The sequence below is a fragment of the Flavimobilis rhizosphaerae genome (assembly GCF_014852685.1).
GTDB lineage: Bacteria > Actinomycetota > Actinomycetes > Actinomycetales > Cellulomonadaceae > Flavimobilis > Flavimobilis rhizosphaerae.
This window is the reverse complement of record NZ_JACZDF010000002.1, coordinates 522,960-538,372: the sequence shown is the minus strand read 5'-3', so window position 1 is coordinate 538,372 and position 15,413 is coordinate 522,960. Positions and strand designations below refer to the sequence as shown.

Annotated in this window: 17 protein-coding genes; 7 read left to right on the top strand and 10 right to left on the bottom strand. The window is 74.4% G+C overall.

Annotation, left to right across the window (positions count from 1 at the left end; genetic code table 11):
* The first annotated feature begins 111 nt into the window (after positions 1 to 111).
* A complete protein-coding gene (locus IGS67_RS05715) occupies positions 112 to 744 on the top strand; it encodes an O-methyltransferase (RefSeq protein WP_192278909.1) in 633 nt (210 codons plus the stop codon).
* Positions 745 to 829: 85 nt separating this feature from the next.
* On the opposite strand, the gene IGS67_RS05710 is transcribed toward IGS67_RS05715, so the two are convergent.
* The 5 genes from IGS67_RS05710 to dapE form a co-directional block, all read right to left on the bottom strand.
* On the bottom strand, positions 830 to 2,431 hold the full coding sequence (locus IGS67_RS05710) for a leucyl aminopeptidase family protein (RefSeq protein ID WP_192278707.1): 1,602 nt from the start codon (positions 2,429 to 2,431) through the stop codon (positions 830 to 832).
* Positions 2,432 to 2,435: 4 nt separating this feature from the next.
* The gene (locus IGS67_RS05705; protein WP_192278705.1) at positions 2,436 to 2,603 is read right to left on the bottom strand and encodes a DUF3117 domain-containing protein; all 168 of its coding nucleotides are present in this window, start codon (positions 2,601 to 2,603) and stop codon (positions 2,436 to 2,438) included.
* 185 nt (positions 2,604 to 2,788) lie between these two features.
* The gene (folP, locus tag IGS67_RS05700; protein ID WP_192278703.1) at positions 2,789 to 3,769 is read right to left on the bottom strand and encodes a dihydropteroate synthase; all 981 of its coding nucleotides are present in this window, start codon (positions 3,767 to 3,769) and stop codon (positions 2,789 to 2,791) included.
* Entirely contained in the window at positions 3,766 to 4,605 is an 840-nt protein-coding gene (locus tag IGS67_RS05695) for an LOG family protein (RefSeq protein ID WP_192278701.1), read from the bottom strand. Before IGS67_RS05695 ends, folP begins: the two co-directional genes overlap by 4 nt.
* Positions 4,606 to 4,659: 54 nt before the next feature.
* Positions 4,660 to 5,778, bottom strand: a complete 1,119-nt coding sequence (dapE, locus tag IGS67_RS05690; RefSeq protein WP_192278699.1) for a succinyl-diaminopimelate desuccinylase — start codon at positions 5,776 to 5,778, stop codon at positions 4,660 to 4,662.
* A 125-nt stretch (positions 5,779 to 5,903) separates the two neighbouring features.
* On the opposite strand from dapE, the gene dapD reads away from it, so the two are divergent.
* Positions 5,904 to 6,863, top strand: a complete 960-nt coding sequence (dapD, locus tag IGS67_RS05685) for a 2,3,4,5-tetrahydropyridine-2,6-dicarboxylate N-succinyltransferase (RefSeq protein WP_192278697.1) — start codon at positions 5,904 to 5,906, stop codon at positions 6,861 to 6,863.
* Between the two features lies 1 nt (position 6,864).
* Positions 6,865 to 7,800 carry a hypothetical protein gene (locus IGS67_RS05680; RefSeq protein WP_192278695.1) on the top strand — a complete coding sequence of 312 codons (936 nt, stop codon included), beginning with the start codon at positions 6,865 to 6,867 and terminating at the stop codon, positions 7,798 to 7,800.
* Positions 7,801 to 7,836: 36 nt separating this feature from the next.
* On the opposite strand, the gene IGS67_RS05675 is transcribed toward IGS67_RS05680, so the two are convergent.
* Both IGS67_RS05675 and IGS67_RS05670 read right to left on the bottom strand, forming a co-directional pair.
* The gene (locus IGS67_RS05675; RefSeq protein ID WP_192278693.1) at positions 7,837 to 8,109 is read right to left on the bottom strand and encodes an anti-sigma factor; all 273 of its coding nucleotides are present in this window, start codon (positions 8,107 to 8,109) and stop codon (positions 7,837 to 7,839) included.
* Complete coding sequence (locus IGS67_RS05670) at positions 8,106 to 8,819, bottom strand: sigma-70 family RNA polymerase sigma factor (RefSeq protein ID WP_407925805.1); 714 nt, start codon at positions 8,817 to 8,819, stop codon at positions 8,106 to 8,108. Before IGS67_RS05670 ends, IGS67_RS05675 begins: the two co-directional genes overlap by 4 nt.
* A gap of 89 nt (positions 8,820 to 8,908) precedes the next feature.
* Here IGS67_RS05670 and IGS67_RS05665 point away from each other — a divergent pair, with 89 nt between their 5' ends.
* From IGS67_RS05665 to hisN, 4 genes are all read left to right on the top strand, one after another.
* The gene (locus tag IGS67_RS05665) at positions 8,909 to 9,376 is read left to right on the top strand and encodes a DoxX family membrane protein (protein ID WP_192278688.1); all 468 of its coding nucleotides are present in this window, start codon (positions 8,909 to 8,911) and stop codon (positions 9,374 to 9,376) included.
* A 59-nt stretch (positions 9,377 to 9,435) separates the two neighbouring features.
* Positions 9,436 to 10,773, top strand: a complete 1,338-nt coding sequence (gene aroA / locus IGS67_RS05660; RefSeq protein WP_192278686.1) for a 3-phosphoshikimate 1-carboxyvinyltransferase — start codon at positions 9,436 to 9,438, stop codon at positions 10,771 to 10,773.
* 5 nt (positions 10,774 to 10,778) lie between these two features.
* Positions 10,779 to 11,819 carry a ribosome small subunit-dependent GTPase A gene (rsgA, locus tag IGS67_RS05655; protein ID WP_192278683.1) on the top strand — a complete coding sequence of 347 codons (1,041 nt, stop codon included), beginning with the start codon at positions 10,779 to 10,781 and terminating at the stop codon, positions 11,817 to 11,819.
* A 77-nt stretch (positions 11,820 to 11,896) separates the two neighbouring features.
* Positions 11,897 to 12,691, top strand: a complete 795-nt coding sequence (gene hisN, locus IGS67_RS05650; RefSeq protein WP_192278681.1) for a histidinol-phosphatase — start codon at positions 11,897 to 11,899, stop codon at positions 12,689 to 12,691.
* 78 nt (positions 12,692 to 12,769) lie between these two features.
* Here hisN and IGS67_RS05645 read toward each other — a convergent pair whose 3' ends face one another.
* Genes IGS67_RS05645 through IGS67_RS05635 form a run of 3 tightly spaced genes read right to left on the bottom strand, consistent with a single transcriptional unit; the run spans position 12,770 to position 15,353 of the window.
* A complete protein-coding gene (locus tag IGS67_RS05645; RefSeq protein ID WP_192278679.1) occupies positions 12,770 to 13,255 on the bottom strand; it encodes a DUF6912 family protein in 486 nt (161 codons plus the stop codon).
* Positions 13,256 to 13,263: 8 nt separating this feature from the next.
* The gene (locus IGS67_RS05640) at positions 13,264 to 14,604 is read right to left on the bottom strand and encodes an AAA family ATPase (RefSeq protein WP_192278677.1); all 1,341 of its coding nucleotides are present in this window, start codon (positions 14,602 to 14,604) and stop codon (positions 13,264 to 13,266) included.
* Entirely contained in the window at positions 14,601 to 15,353 is a 753-nt protein-coding gene (locus IGS67_RS05635) for an SAF domain-containing protein (RefSeq protein ID WP_192278675.1), read from the bottom strand. Before IGS67_RS05635 ends, IGS67_RS05640 begins: the two co-directional genes overlap by 4 nt.
* Positions 15,354 to 15,413: the final 60 nt, after the last annotated feature.

The window sequence follows — 15,413 nt, the reverse complement described above, 5'->3', positions numbered from 1 at the left end:
GCTCGCACCGCACAGCACATGCTCCCGTGCCGGGCACGAGCACGGCGGTAAGATCGGCCCGAGGGCCGGTCGCGCGTCGCGGCGGCCCCGATCGTCCACGAGGAGGACATCATCTCCAGCGACAAGACCCTGGCCTGGGACTACTGCGAGGACTACGTCGTCGAGGACGACGTCCTCCTGCGCGCGCGCGAGCGCGCAGCCCAGTACGGCTGCCACGCGATCGCGCCGGGGGCGGGCGCCGTCCTGCGGCTGCTCGCGGCGACGCTGCGCGCCCGCACGGCCGTCGAGGTCGGTACGGGGACGGGAGTCGCGTCGCTGTGGCTCCTGCGCGGCATGGACGCGGAGGGTGTCCTCACGACGATCGATCCCGAGGCGGAGAACCAGCGCGCCGCCAAGGCCGCGTTCGCCGAGGACGGTATCCGTCCCGAGCGTGCGCGCACGATCAACGGTCGCCCGCGCGACGTCCTGCCGCGGCTCGCCGACGCCGCGTACGACCTCGTCCTCGTCGGCTCCGATTCGCCCTCGGCCGCCGACCACGTCGAGCAGGCACTGCGGCTCCTGCGTCCTGGTGGCGTGCTCGTCGTCGACGAGGCGCTCTGGCGGGGGCGCGTCGCGGACCCGGCGCGGCGCGACGAGGCGACGACGATGGTCCGCGAGATCGGGCGCTCGCTCCGCGAGGACCCGCGCGTCCTGCCCGCGATGATTCCGTCGGGCGACGGTCTGCTCCTCGCGGTCCGCCGCTGACCCACCTCCCTGACGACGAACCCCGCCTGCACGGTGTGCAGGCGGGGTTCGTGCGTTCTGTCGGCCTCCGGTGGCCGTCGACGTGTCAGTCGCGTGCAGCCAGACCCTCGAGCGTGCTGAGGAGGAGCCGCGCGCCGAAACCCGTCGCACCCGCAGGGACCTCGTGCGACGCCTTGTCGGCGTGCGCGGGTCCCGCGATGTCGACGTGCGCCCACGGGACGTCACCGACGAAGCGCCGCAGGAAGAGCGCTGCAGTGATCGCGCCGCCGCCACGCTCGTCGGCCGGCACGTTGCGGAGCTCCGTGACGGTCGAGCCGAGGCGCTCGTCGTACTCGTCGACAAGCGGCAGACGCCACACGGCCTCCCCCGTCGTGCGTGCGGACTGCTCGATCATCGTGGCGAGCGCGTCGTCCGTCGCGAGCAGCGCCGCCGTGCGCGGGCCGAGCGCGACCGCGGCCGCACCCGTGAGCGTCGCGACGTCGATGAGGGCGTCGGGCGAGAAGGTCGAACGCGCCCACGCGATGCCGTCGGCGAGCACGAGCCGCCCCTCGGCGTCCGTGTTGCCGACCTCGACGCGTGTGCCGTCGACCATCGTGAGGACGTCGGCGCGACGGTAGGAGCTCGCCCCGAAGTGGTTCTCGGCGAGCGGCAGGACCGCGGTGACGTGGAGCGGCAGACGGGCCTCGGCGGCCGCGAGGACCGTCGCGAGGACGACGGCGGCGCCGCTCATGTCGTTCTTCATCGTCACCATCGAGGTGCGCGGCTTGATGTCGATGCCGCCCGTGTCGTAGGTGATGCCCTTGCCGACGAGCACGACGCGACGTGCGTCGGCGGGCGCGTCCTCGGGCGTGTACGTCACCGCGACGAGCGTGGGCTCCGACGCGGAGCCCTGGCCGACGGCGGTGAGACCGCCGAAGCCGCCCGCGGCGAGCGCGGGACCGTCGAGGCGCGTCACAGCGAGGCCTGCGGCGTGCGCGAGCCGCTCGGCGACGTCGGCGACCCATCCGGGGTTCTTGACGTTCGACGGGACAGTCGTGAGGTCGCGCACGAGCCATGCCGCGCGCGCCGCGCGCGCCGCCTCGTCGATCGCACGCTGCGCGTGGTCGCCGAGCAGCACGAGCTGCGCGGCCGGGTCCGTGCGCGGAGCGCCGGTCGCGGCCGTCGGTGCGCGGTACGCGCCGAGGAGGTACCCCTCGACGAGCGCACGCTGGTCCTCGAACGTGTCGGTTCCGCTCGCCGTCGTGAGCACGCGGCCCACGCCGCGGGTCTCGCGGGCGATCGCGGCACCGGCGCGGCGGAAGTCCTCGACGCGTGAGCGGCCGAGGCCGAGGAGGACGACGCGCTCGGGCAGGCCGGCCCACGGCAGCGCGTCGGCACTCCGGTGGGCCCGCGGCAGGTCGACGACGAGCGTCTCCCCTGCGGCACCGTCGAAGCTCGCGCGCTCCGCGAGCTCGGAGAAGTCGACGCCGTACCGGAGCGCGGCGTCGATCATCCCGTGACGCGGCTCGAGGCCGTCGCCCTCCTCGGGCCCGGGGGCCACGGGGAGGACGACGACCTCGACCTCGTCCTGCGTGAGGAACGTGCACTCGGCCAGCCGCCCGGCCGCGACGACGACCTCAGGAAGGTCACGGTCGACGCTCCACGGGTCGACGACGGGCGCGGCCGTGCGTGCAGGCGTGCGCGGCAAGGTGTCAGCCCACCACGCCGTCGAGCGCGGCGCCGAGCTCTGCAGCCTCGACAGCGTTGAGCTCGACGACGAGCCGGCCACCACCCTCGAGCGGGACGCGCATGACGATGCCGCGGCCCTCCTTCGTCACCTCGAGCGGCCCGTCGCCGGTCCTCGGCTTCATCGCTGCCATGAGTGGCTCTCCCTTGCGTCGGTTGCGGCCGCCGCTCGGACGCCCGTCGCCTCCCGCCCGTGCCTCAGCGCAGGTCGGAAGGCGTCCGTCGGGCGTCGCGGACGACGGATTCCGTCCCCATTCTAGGTCATGGAAGCGTCATGCCGCCCTCCCCTGGACGTCGCTGGTTGTGCTGAGAGCGATGCTCAGAGTCCTCGGACCGCTGCGCGCGGCGGGAGGTCACCCCGGATCGCGGCCACCATGTCGAGCGTCCGCCGCGTCGCGCGCACGTCGTGGGCCCGGAACACGCGGGCCCCGCCCCACGCTGCGAGGGCCGTCGCCGCAAGCGTCCCCTCGAGGCGTTCGTCGACCGGGAGATCGAGGGTCTCGCCGACGAAGTCCTTGCGGGAGAGCGCCATGAGCACCGGGTACCCGAGCGCGACGAGCGCCGGGGTGCGACGCACGAGGCGCAGCGAGTCGACCGTGCGCTTGCCGAAGTCGTGCGTCGGGTCGACGAGCACGCCGAGCGGGTCGACGCCGCACGCGACGGCGCGCGCCGCACCGGCCGCGAGCGTCGTCACGACGTCGTGGACGACAGCGTCGAGCGGATCCGTGCCTGCCGGTGCGTCGGCAGGCAGGTCGAAGCGGACGTCGCGCGGGTCCGTGCGGGGCGGCAGACCGCCCGTGTGCGAGACGACGACCGCGAGCCCACGGCGCCCCGCGACCTCGACGAGGTGCGGGTCGGCGCCCGCCCACGTGTCGTTGAGGAGGTCGGCGCCCGCGTCGGCGACGGCGTCGGCGACCTCCGCTCGCCAGGTGTCGACCGAGAGGACGATGGCGTCGCCGAGCTCGGCGCGCAGGCGCGCGACGAACGGCGCGACCCGGTCGATCTCCTCCGCGGGCGAGACGTCGGGGCCCACGCCGGCACGCACTCCCCCGACGTCGATGATCTCCGCTCCGTCGTGGATCGCACGCTCGACGGCCGCGAGCGCGACGTCGTCGTCCGCGTGCCGTGCGCCCGGGAAGAACGAGTCGGTCGTGCGGTTGACGATCGCCATAACCGCGCCGCCGTGCACGCCGACGTCACGTCCGCGCACCCGCAGAGGGGGCGACGCGGGCGGGAGCGCGTCGAGCGTCGGCGCGAGAGCGGCCCACGGCAGCGCGCCGCCCCGCGCCGACTCGCTCATGAGGCGTTGCGCTCGTCCGAGACGCGACCGGCGGCAGCGTCCTGCGCCGCCTCGAGCTCGGCGAGAGCCTCGACCTGCGCGGCACGCAGCTCGCGGTCCCGGCCGACGACGATCTCGACCGCCTCCTCGGCCGTGTCGACGACCTTCACGAGGTCGATGTCCGCCGCCGAGATCATGCCGCGCGCGAGCACGGGGCCGCGGAGCCACTCGAGCATGGGCGTCCAGTAGTCGGAGCCGACGAGGACGATCGAGAACTCGGTGACCTTGTGGGTCTGGACGAGCGTGAGAGCCTCGAAGAGCTCGTCGAACGTGCCGAAGCCGCCCGGAAGGACGACGAAGCCCGACGCATACTTGACGAACATCGTCTTGCGGGCGAAGAAGTAGCGGAAGTTCACGCCAAGGTCGACCCACTGGTTCATGCCCTGCTCGAACGGCAGCTCGATGCCGAGGCCGACCGAGACGCCGCCGGCCTCCGAGGCGCCCTTGTTCGCTGCCTCCATGATGCCGGGGCCGCCGCCCGTGATGACCGCGTAACCCTTCTCGACGAGCAGGCGCCCGACCTCGACCGCGAGCTCGTAGTCGGGCGTTCCAGGTTTCGTGCGCGCCGAACCGAAGACGCTCATCGCGGGGCCGAGCTCGGCGAGCGCGCCGAAGCCCTCGACGAACTCCGACTGGATGCGCATGACGCGCCACGGGTCGCCGTGGACCCAGTCGGCGTCCCCGTCCTTCGACAGGAGCCGCTGGTCGGTCGTCTGCTCGGGGATCTGGCCGCGTCGCAGCAGGACGGGGCCCTTGCGGTAGCCGGTTCCGGGCTGGGAGATGCCTTCGTCGCTCATGGCGTCCACCCTAGGGGCAGCCTCGGACATCCGGGGGGACGTCCCGTGACGGTGTCAGTGCGCGGTCAGCCACGCGAGCAGCGCGTCGTGCGTCGCCGTCACCTGCCCGACGGGGCAGCGTTCGTCGTCCTTGTGCGCGAGCAGCGGGTCTCCCGGGCCGAGGTTGACCGCGGGGATGCCGAGCGAGGAGAACCGTGCGACGTCCGTCCAGCCGAGCTTCGCGGTCGGCTGGCCGCCGGTCACGGCGAGCACCGACGCGACGAGGTCGGCGACGAGCGGGTCGTCGAGCCCGGGACGCGCGCCCTCGGCGCCGTCGGTGCGCGTCACCTCGAAGCCGTCGAACAGCTCGCGCACGTGAGCCTCGGCCTGCGCGAGGCTCTTGTCGGGCGCGAAGCGGTAGTTGACGGTGACGACGCACTCGTCGGGGACGACGTTGCCGGAGATCCCGCCCCGGATGCCGACCGCGTTGAGGCTCTCGCGGTAGGCGAGGCCGTCGACGTCGACGGTCCGCGGCGTGTACGCCGCGAGGCGCGCGAGCACCTCCGCAGCGTCGTGGATCGCGTTGTGCCCCGTCCAGGCGCGTGCCGAGTGCGCGGCGACGCCGCGCGTGCGCACCTCGACGCGCAGCGTGCCGTTGCAGCCGCCCTCGATGCCGCCCGACGTCGGCTCGCACAGCACTGCGACGTCACCCTCGAGCCACTCCGGGTGGTTCCGCACGAGCCGGCCGAGGCCGTTGAGGTTCGCGGCGACCTCCTCGTGGTCGTAGAACACCCACGTGAGGTCCGCAGCCGGCACGACGTCCGCGCCGAGACGGGCCGCGAGCGCGAGCTGCACGGCGACGCCCGCCTTCATGTCGACCGTGCCGCGTCCCCACAGCTCGGGTCCGGCGGGACCGTCGAGCACGCGCACGGGCAGGTTCGGCGGGTCCGTGAGCGGCACCGTGTCGAGGTGGCCCGCGACGACGACGCGGCGCGGCAGACCGAGGTGGGTCCGCGCGACGACCGCGTCGCCGTCCCGCAGGACCTCGAGGTGGCCGAAGCCCCGCAGCGCGGCCTCGACCGCGTCCGCGAGCCGCGTCTCGTCGCCCGACACCGAGGGGACGTCGCACAGCGCGGTGACGAGCGCGGCGAGGTCGCCGCGAAGATCGAGGACGGGGGCGGGCTGCGAGGTCATGCGGGAATGCTAGCCCCGCGGCCCCTCCCGCTGCCGAGACTCGCCCAGCGCTCGGGATCGGGCGTGCCGCGCAGGATGCGAGACGGCCGCGGCCGATGTCCGACCCTCCCCCTAGGGTGACACTCATGACCCAGACCTCCCGGAACGCCTGGGGTCTCGGACTCGCGACGATCGCAGCCGACGGCTCCGTCCTCGACACGTGGTACCCCGCGCCGCGTCTCAGCCTGGCGCCGGACGACCCGTGGACGGACCCGCTCGCGGAGGACCTGGGTGCGCTCGCGACCGACGACGACGCGCGACGTGTGCGCCGCGAGGTCGTCGTGCGCTCGATCGACCTCGATGCCCCGCCGACCGACGCGTCCGACGCCTACCTGCGCCTCCATGTCCTCTCGCACCGCCTCGCGGCGCCCGGGACGATCGACCTCACGGGGATCTTCGGCCTCCTGGCGAACGTCGTGTGGACCGACCGCGGCCCGTGCGCGGTCGACGGTTTCGAGGAGACCCGCCTGCGCCTCGCGGCATCCGGGCCCGTCTCCGTGCTCTCCGTCGACAAGTTCCCGCGCATGGTCGACTATGTGCTGCCGTCGGGCGTGCGCATCGCGGACGCCGATCGCGTGCGCCTTGGCGCGCACCTCGCCCCCGGCACGACCGTCATGCACGAGGGCTTCGTGAACTTCAATGCCGGCACCCTCGGCACCTCGATGGTCGAGGGCCGCATCTCGCAGGGCGTCACTGTGGGCGACGGCTCCGACGTCGGGGGCGGTGCCTCGATCATGGGGACGCTCTCGGGCGGCGGCACGACCGTCGTCTCGATCGGGCGACGCACCCTCCTCGGCGCGAACGCCGGCCTCGGCATCCCTCTCGGCGACGACTGCGTCGTCGAGGCTGGCCTCTACGTCACGGCCGGCACCAAGGTGACGATCGTCGGTCAGCAGGCTCCGGGCGGCGGCGAGCTCGTCGTCAAGGCACGCGACCTCGCGGGCCGCGACGGCCTGCTGTTCCGCCGCTCCTCGCTCACGGGTCGTGTCGAGGTCCTCGTCCGCGAGGGCGTCGGCGTCACCCTCAACGCGGCGCTGCACGCCTGACGTGACGACGCCCCGCACCTCGCGCACGTCGCACCCCCTCACGAGGGCGCGACGTGCGCGACGTGCCGTCGGCCGCACGATCCTCGGCGCGACCGCCGTCGTCGCCCTCGCCGTCGGCGGCATGTGGGCCGTGGAGAAGGTCCTCGACTCCCGTCGCGCCGAGCCCGAGCCGCGGCACACGTGCTGGGCGAACGCAGGCGGCGACGACTGGTACCTCTCCCCCGACCAGGCGCAGAACGCCGCGCTGTTCGCCGCCATGGCGACCGAGCGCGGGCTGCCCCCGCGCGCGGTCACCATCGCCATCGCGACCGCCCTGCAGGAGTCGTGGGCGACGAACATCGACTACGGTGACCGCGACTCCGTCGGGCTCTTCCAGCAGCGACCCTCGCAGGGCTGGGGCACGGTCGAGGAGATCATGGATCCCGTCTACTCGACGGGCAAGTTCTACGACGGGCTCGTCAAGGTCCGCGACTACGAGGAGCTCGAGGTGACGGTCGCGGCCCAGGCCGTCCAGCGCTCCGCGTTCCCCGACGCCTACGCGAAGCACGAGGGCAAGGCCCGCGCGTGGGCGTCCGCGCTCGCAGCGCAAGACGGCGCGACCCTCACATGCGAGCTGCGCGCTGCCCTCCCCGGGGGCGACCCGGCAGCGTTCGCACGGCGCGTCGACCGGGACTGGCCGTCGGCGTCCGTCACCGCAGACACGGCGACGGGCACCGTCCGTATGTCCCCCGGGAAGCTCGGCAGCGACAAGGGGCGCACGCTCACGCGGCTCGCCCACTGGGCGGTCGCCGTCGCCGAGGACGGCCAGGTCGCTTCGGTCGCCGTCGGCGACCGCGTCTGGGAACGTTCGACGGCCGCGTGGCGGACAGTCGTCCCGACGGAAGGCACCGCACCGACCTCGAAGGCTGACGCAGTCACCGTGACCCTCGTCCCCTGACGGAGCCTCGTACCCGCGACGAGCGACGCGCTCCGGTCAGAACTCCGTGCGCCACACGGCGATCTGCGTGCTGATGCGCACGCGGAGCGACTCCGGCGCGCGCTCGCAGCACGAGCGGCGCAGGACGACGCGCATGATCTCCTCGATCTCGAGGACACCGAGCTCAGGCGCGACCTCGGCGACGTTCGCCCGCAGGTCCGCCGCGTCCTCGACGGTCATGTCGGACCTCAGGTAGTCCTCGACGTGACTGATGACCTCGGCGCACTCCTCGCCGTCGAGCGGACGGCCGTCGGGAGCGATGCTGCTCATGACTCCTCCTGCGTCCCCGCGGGCAGGAGCCCGCGCTCGGCCGCATACCCCGCGAGGAGCGTGCGCAGCTGCGCGCGCCCCCGGTGCAGGCGCGACATGACGGTGCCGATGGGCGTGCCCATGATCTCGGCGATCTCCTTGTACGGGAAACCCTCGACGTCGGCGAGGTAGACGGCGATGCGCCGGTCCTCAGGCAATGCCGCGAGCGCGTCCTTGACGTCGGAGTCCGGCAGCGCGTCGAGCGCCTCGACCTCCGCCGAGCGCAGGCCGGTCGACGTGTGCGACGCGGCGCGGGCGATCTGCCAGTCCTCGATGTCCTCGGTCTGCGACTTCTTGGGCTCGCGCTGTTGCTTGCGGTACGTGTTGATGAACGTGTTCGTGAGGATGCGGTACAGCCACGCCTTGAGGTTCGTGTCGGGGCGGTACTGGTGGAACGCCGCGAACGCCTTCGCGAAGGCCTCCTGGACGAGGTCCTCGGCGTCCGTCGGGTTGCGCGTCATGCGCAGCGCGGCCGCGTAGAGGGCGTCGAGGTAGCCGAGCGCGTCGCGCTCGAAGCGCGCCCGCCGCTCGGCGTCGGTCTCGTCCGCGGGGGCTCGGCGGGTGTCGTCGGTCTCGTCCATCACGGGCAAGCCTAGCCGGGGCAGCGCGTGCGGCGCCGTCGGTCGGTCGCCGACGACCACGGTGGGACGAGGAGGGGCGGAGCAGCTCACATCCCGTCAACACGTCTCCCCTGCCAGGCATTCCCCGCGAGCGCTACCGTGGGATCTCGTCGTACGTGTCCCGGTCGAAGGAGCCCCCCATGCTCGTCCGTCGTCTCGCCCGCCCGATGCTCGCCTCGTGGTACGTCCATGACGGACTCGACGCTGTGCGGACGCCCGCGCCGCACGTCGCGGTGGCCCGTCCCGTCGCGGACCGCGTGACGTCGGCCCTCGGCCGCGCGCCGCTGCCCGACCGCACGCTCGTGTGGGCCGTGCGCGCGCACGGCGCCGCGACGATCCTCGCCGGCGCAGGGCTGGCGCTCGGCCGTGCGCCGCGCTCGAGCGCCGCGACCCTCGCGCTCCTCACGCTGCCGCTCGTCGTGGCGCAGCAGCCCTTCACGGCGCGACGCACGGTCGACCGCGAGCGTGTCGCGCCGTTCGTCCACGCGCTCGGCGGACTTGGCGCCGCGGTGCTCACCGCAGTCGACCTCGAGGGACGCCCCGGGGTCGCGTGGCGCGTCGACAAGGCGCGACGCGACCGTGCGGACCGTGCGACGCACGAGGAGTGAGACGTCTCGCGGCCCGGCCGCGCCCGGCCCGTCCGACGCCGCTCCGATAGCCTGACGGCATGACCACCTCGACGCCGAACACCCCTGTGCCCGACGCCGCCTCCGCCCCTGACCCGGCGTGGGCCGCGCCCACCGCCGCGAGCCCCCTCGACGCGGCCGTCGAGGTTCCGGGCTCGAAGTCGCTCACGAACCGCTACCTCGTGCTCGCCGCGCTCGCGAACGGCCCGAGCGAGCTCCGCGGCGCGCTCAGCAGCCGTGACACGCTGCTCATGGCGGAGGCCCTGCGGCAGCTGGGCGTAGGCGTCGAGGTCGACGGCACGACGTGGCGCGTCACCCCGGGCGAGCTGCGCGGCCCGGCGTCGATCGACTGCGGTCTCGCGGGGACGGTCATGCGGTTCCTGCCCGCGGTGGCCGCGCTCGCCGACGGTCCCGTGCGCTTCGACGGCGACGCGGGGGCGCGCGTGCGCCCCATGGGCCCGGTACTCGCGGGTCTGCGCAACCTCGGCGTCCCCGTGACGGCCGACGACGGCACGGAGCCGTCGACCCTCCCGTTCACGGTCGAGGGTCGCGGCGGCGTCGTCGGCGGGGCGGTCGACGTCGACGCGAGCGCGTCGAGCCAGTTCGTCTCCGGCCTCCTCCTCGCGGGCGCACGCTTCGACCGCGGGCTGCGCCTGCGTCACGTCGGGAGCGCGCTGCCGAGCCTCCCCCACATCGAGATGACCGTCGATGTCCTGCGCGGCGCAGGGGTCGAGGTCGACGACTCGACGCCGTCGACGTGGGTCGTCGCCCCGGGGCCGATCGTCGCGCGCGACGTGCGCGTCGAGCCCGACCTCTCGAACGCGAGCCCGTTCCTCGCGGCCGCGCTCGTCGCGGGTGGCACCGTCCGCGTCTCGGGCTGGCCGACGTCGACGACACAGCCGGGAGCGCTCGTCCCCGAGCTCTTCGAGCAGCTCGGCGCGCGGACGCGTCGCGTGGGCGACGTGCTCGAGGTCACCGGCACGGGCCGCATCCGCGGCCTCGACGTCGACCTCCACGCCGCGGGCGAGCTCACACCGACGATCGCGGCCCTCGCCGCGCTCGCCGAGACGCCCAGCCGCCTGCGCGGCATCGCGCACCTCCGCGGTCACGAGACCGACCGTCTCGCGGCGCTCGTCTGCGAGATCAACCGGCTCGGCGGCCGCGCGACCGAGACGGAGGACGGCCTGACGATCGAGCCTGCCACGCTCCACGGCGGCACCGTCGAGACGTACCACGACCACCGCATGGCGACATTCGGTGCGATCCTCGGCCTGCGCGTCCCCGGCGTGCGCGTCGAAGACGTCGCGACGACCGCGAAGACCCTCCCGGACTTCACGCGCATGTGGGGCTCGATGCTCGCAGCGACGGCACGGGGCTGACCCGCGTGAGCCCGCGGCAGCGTGACGAGTCGGACTTCCACGCGCGCCCTTCCCGCCGCGGCTCGCGCCCGCGCACCAAGCAGCGGCCCGAGCACGCGGACGCCGAGCGCGGGCTCGTCACGGGCGTCGATCGCGGGCGCTACACGCTCCTGCTCGACGAGGACGGTCCGGACGAGCGCATCGTCACCGCGATGAAGGCGCGCGAGCTCACCCGCTCGCGTGTCGTGTGCGGCGACGCGGTCGACGTCGTCGGCGACACGAGCGGAGACGACGGCTCGCTCGCACGCATCGTCCGCATCGCCGAGCGTGTCTCGGTGCTCCGGCGAACGGCCGACGACACCGACCCGTACGAGCGCATCGTCGTCGCGAACGCCGACCAGCTCGTCGTCGTCACCGCGCTCGCCGACCCCGAGCCCCGGCCGCGCATGATCGATCGATGCGTCGTCGCCGCGTACGACGCCGGCATGGACGTCCTCCTGTGCCTGACGAAGTCGGACCTCGCGTCTCCGGACGCGCTCCTGGCGCTCTACGAGCCCCTCGGTGTCCAGGTCGTCGTCACGCGGCGCGACGACGCGGGCGGAGTGCCCGCGGCGGACGCCGTCCGCGACCGCCTGCGCGGTCGCACGTCCGTGCTCGTCGGCCACTCGGGCGTCGGCAAGTCGACGCTCGTCAACGCGCTCGTCCCGGGAGCAGCGCGTGCGACCGGGCGCGTCAACGACGTCACGGGCCGAGGACGGCACACGTCGACGAGCGCCGTCGCGCTGCGGCTGCCCGACCGCGACGGCTGGGTCATCGACACCCCTGGCGTCCGGTCCTTCGGGCTCGCGCACGTCGAACCCGCGACGATCCTCGCCGCGTTCGACGACCTCGCCGAGGCCGCCGCAGAGTGCCCCCGCGGATGCACGCACCTCGAGGACGCTCCCGACTGCGAGCTCGACACCTGGGTCGCGGCCGTCACCGACGATGCGGCCGAGCACACGTGGCGCGCACGTCGGCTCGACTCCTTCCGGCGCGTCCTCGCTGCGCGCACGGGCGCCCCCGAGTAGCCCGTCACGCTGAGCACGGGTTTCCGCCCGGCGGGCCGCGACGACGCGCGCACGCGGCACCCGCTAGCGTGGGCGACATGACCCAGACGGCTACGTACGACGACGACCTCCGCCTCGCGCACGCGATCGCCGACCAGGTCGACTCCCTGACGATGTCGCGCTTCAAGGCGCTCGACCTTCGCGTCGAGACGAAGCCCGACCACTCCCCCGTCTCCGACGCGGACAAGGCCGCAGAGGACCTCGTCCGCAGCCTGCTCGCACGCTCGCGCGGCCGCGACGCGTTCCTCGGGGAGGAGACCGGGGCGAGCGGCCACAGCTCACGCCAGTGGGTCGTCGACCCGATCGACGGGACGAAGAACTTCGTTCGCGGCGTCCCCGTCTGGGCGACCCTCATCGCGCTGCTCGTCGACGGCGAGCCCGTCGTCGGCCTCGTGAGCTCGCCCGCGCTCCAGCGTCGCTGGTGGGCCGCCCGCGGCACGGGCGCCTGGACCGGCCGCTCGTTGTCCGCCGCGACGCGCCTCCACGTCTCCGGCGTGAGCAGCATCGAGGATGCGTCGTTCTCGTACTCGAGCCTCACGGGCTGGCAGGACATCGACCGGCTCACCGGCCTCCTCACGGTCTCCGACACCGTGTGGCGCACGCGCGCCTACGGCGACTTCTGGTCGTACATGCTCGTTGCCGAGGGAGCGGTCGACGCGGCCGCCGAGCCCGAGCTCGCGCTCCACGACATGGCGGCGCTCGTCCCCATCGTCACGGAGGCCGGCGGGCGTTTCACGTCTCTCGCGGGCGTCGACGGCCCGCACGGCGGCAACGCGATCGCGACGAACGGGCGCCTTCACGACGCGTTCCTCGAGCACCTCGGCACCGCCTGACGCGCACCCGAAGCGGGCCAGGGCGGCGGCCACCACCATCGTCGCCAGGGCGCCCGGATCCCTGCTGGGGCGGGGCGATCAGCGCGGGATGTCGGCGATCTCGATCGCGTCGTACCAGAGCAGGTCACGCTCGACGAGGCGCTCGACCGCGGCGTCGTCTCCCGCGAGCGTCGCCGCGACGTCCGCGGCAGCCTCGGGCTCGTCGACGTGCGCGCACACGAGCGTCGCCCCCTCGACCGGCGCGACGAGGTCGACCGCGCTCGGCGTGAGGATCGCCGCGTCCCCCGCGGCATCGACGACGACGTCGTCGGGCACTTCGAGCGTGAGGACGAGCCTCAACCGAGGCGCGGCGGGCGCGAGAGCGAGCGCCGTGAGCGAGTCATCCGCGGCCGCGAGGTGCGCCGAGTACTCGAGCCCTTCCTGGTCCTCGTCAGGCAGCGCGGCCGCGAGCGCGGCCGTCACCGTGTGAGCCCGGCCCGGGGCGAGATCGATCGTCGTGCGACCGCCCGCGGCCGACCGGGCACCGACGAGGAGCTCGAGCGTGGCGGGAAGGTAGATGCGCATGTCCCCAGTCAACCACCGCTGCGGCCGCTGAGGACGCTGCCGTGCCGCGCGAGCGCCTCACGTCGGCGGTCGAGGAGCTCGTCCGCGAGCGCGACGTAGGCGCGCCGCACGGGCGAGCCCGGCGCGTGCTCCGCGAGCGTCCCGCCCGCGAGGAGCGCGGCGTCGAGCGCGGTTCCGTCGTCGGGGACGACATGGTCGGGCCGGACGCCCGCGTACCGGGCCAGCGCGTCACCGAGCACGGCTGCGGGCCGACCTCCCGTGACCGAGGCCCGGGCCCTCGTGAGGACGAGCACCCGGTCGCGGGTGAGCGCCGGGACCTCGCCGAGGTCACCGAGCGCGTGGACGAGCCGCTGCACCGCGACGGGATCCGCGCCCCCGACGACGACGATCGTGTCGGCCGCCGCGAGCGCGGAGAGCGTGGCGGCGTTGCGCTGGGGGGCTCGTGTGTCGTAGCTGAGCGCCTCGTCGTGCTCGAGCGGCGCAGCGACGTCGACGACGACGATGTCAGCGAGCTCGCGCGCCGCGCGCCACACGACGTCGAGCGACGTGCCCGAGAGCTCTGGCCAGCGTGCGGCGCGCGCGATCCCCGTGAGGACGTGGAGCGCGCCGACGGGCGGGGCGAGCCCCGCGAGGGCCGCGGCGTCGAGCCGGCCTTGGCCCGCAGCACGGACCGCGAGCGCGAGGCCTGAGGACTCGTCGAGCAGCGCGAGGTGCTGCGCGACCGCGGGTGCGTGCGAGTCCGCGTCGACGAGGAGGACGCGCGGGGTCTCGTGGCCGATCTGCCGCGGCTGGTGGGCGGCGAGCTCCGCGGCGACGTTCACCGCGGTCGTCGTGCGTCCCGGGGAGCCCGCGGGTCCCCACACCACCACGACGTGCCCGGGGAGCCTGCGCGGGTCCGCGCCGAGCAGGTCGTCTCCGCACGGCGGGGCGGCCGTGGTGGCCGGCGCGGTCGAGGCCTCGCGGCGGGTGGCCGCGCCGAGCCGGTCGCCGAGCGTGTTGTCGAGCAGGGTGGTCGGCAGGACGAGGTCGGCGCCGAGCGCCCAGGCGCGGGCGGCCTCGGTGCTTCCGGCCTCGTCCGTCCCGTCGACGAGCACGACGACGACGGCGCCGCACGCGCGCGCCCGCGCGACCGTGTCGCGGTCGAGCTGGTCGCCCGGAGCGCGCTCGAGGCTCACGAGGACAACCTCGCCCGTGCCGGACTCGAGGAGTCCGAGCATCTCGACGAGGTGCGCGCACCGGCGCACGAGACGGACGGGCGCTCCCGTGCCGGCGAGCGCGGTCGCGACGACGTCCTCGTGGTCCGCGCCGACGGCGCACAGGACGTCGCGGTGGCGTGCGAGGCCGCTCACGGGTCCGCCCGGGTCGGCTCGGCCGCGGGCGTCGCGTCGGTGGCCGACGGGGCCGGGGCTGGTTCTGCGACCGTCCCCGCCGCCTCCTGCGTCGTCGAGCCGACTGCCACGGCGACGAGCGCGAGGTCGCCCTCGGCGGCGAGCGCGCCCAGCACCGTCGGCAGCTCGGCCTCGGCAACCCTCACCTCGACCGTCGTCCCGCCGGTGAGACCGCTGCCGAACGCCCCGGTCTCCGCCGTCACCGCCGTGACGTCGAGGCCGCGCGCGACCGCGCTCGGCGCGGCCGCGTCGCTGCCCGGCTCACGCGCCGGCAAGTACCAGAGGTCGACGAGCCCGCCGACGACGACGTCGCCCGGCAGCGGACCCGCGACGGGGATCGCGACCGTGCGGAGCCCCGCCGCGGGCGGGGTGACGAGGAGCGCCCCGGGAACGAGCTCGCCCGCCCGGACGGGCCGCGCGAGGATCGTCCCGGTGACCACCGAGCGGTCCCCGAGGTACTGCTCCCCGGTCGCGCCGAGCGCGACCTCGACCGGGCGCAGGTCGCCGTCGGCGAGGACGTGCCCGGCCGGAAGGTCGGTCACGGCGGCGAGCACGGGCACCGTCTGGCGTGCGGCGCGCACCGTCCACGAGCCGAGAGCGACCGAGAGCGCCACGAGGAGGACGCCGACGACGAGGCGCGGGTCCTTCCACCCGGGACGCTGCAGTCGGAGGGCCGGTGCGGGTGCACCGGCGACGGCTGGACGGTTCACGGAACTCCCTCGATCGCACGGACAACGCTGACATCCTGCCCGGATCACCGGGACGCGCAA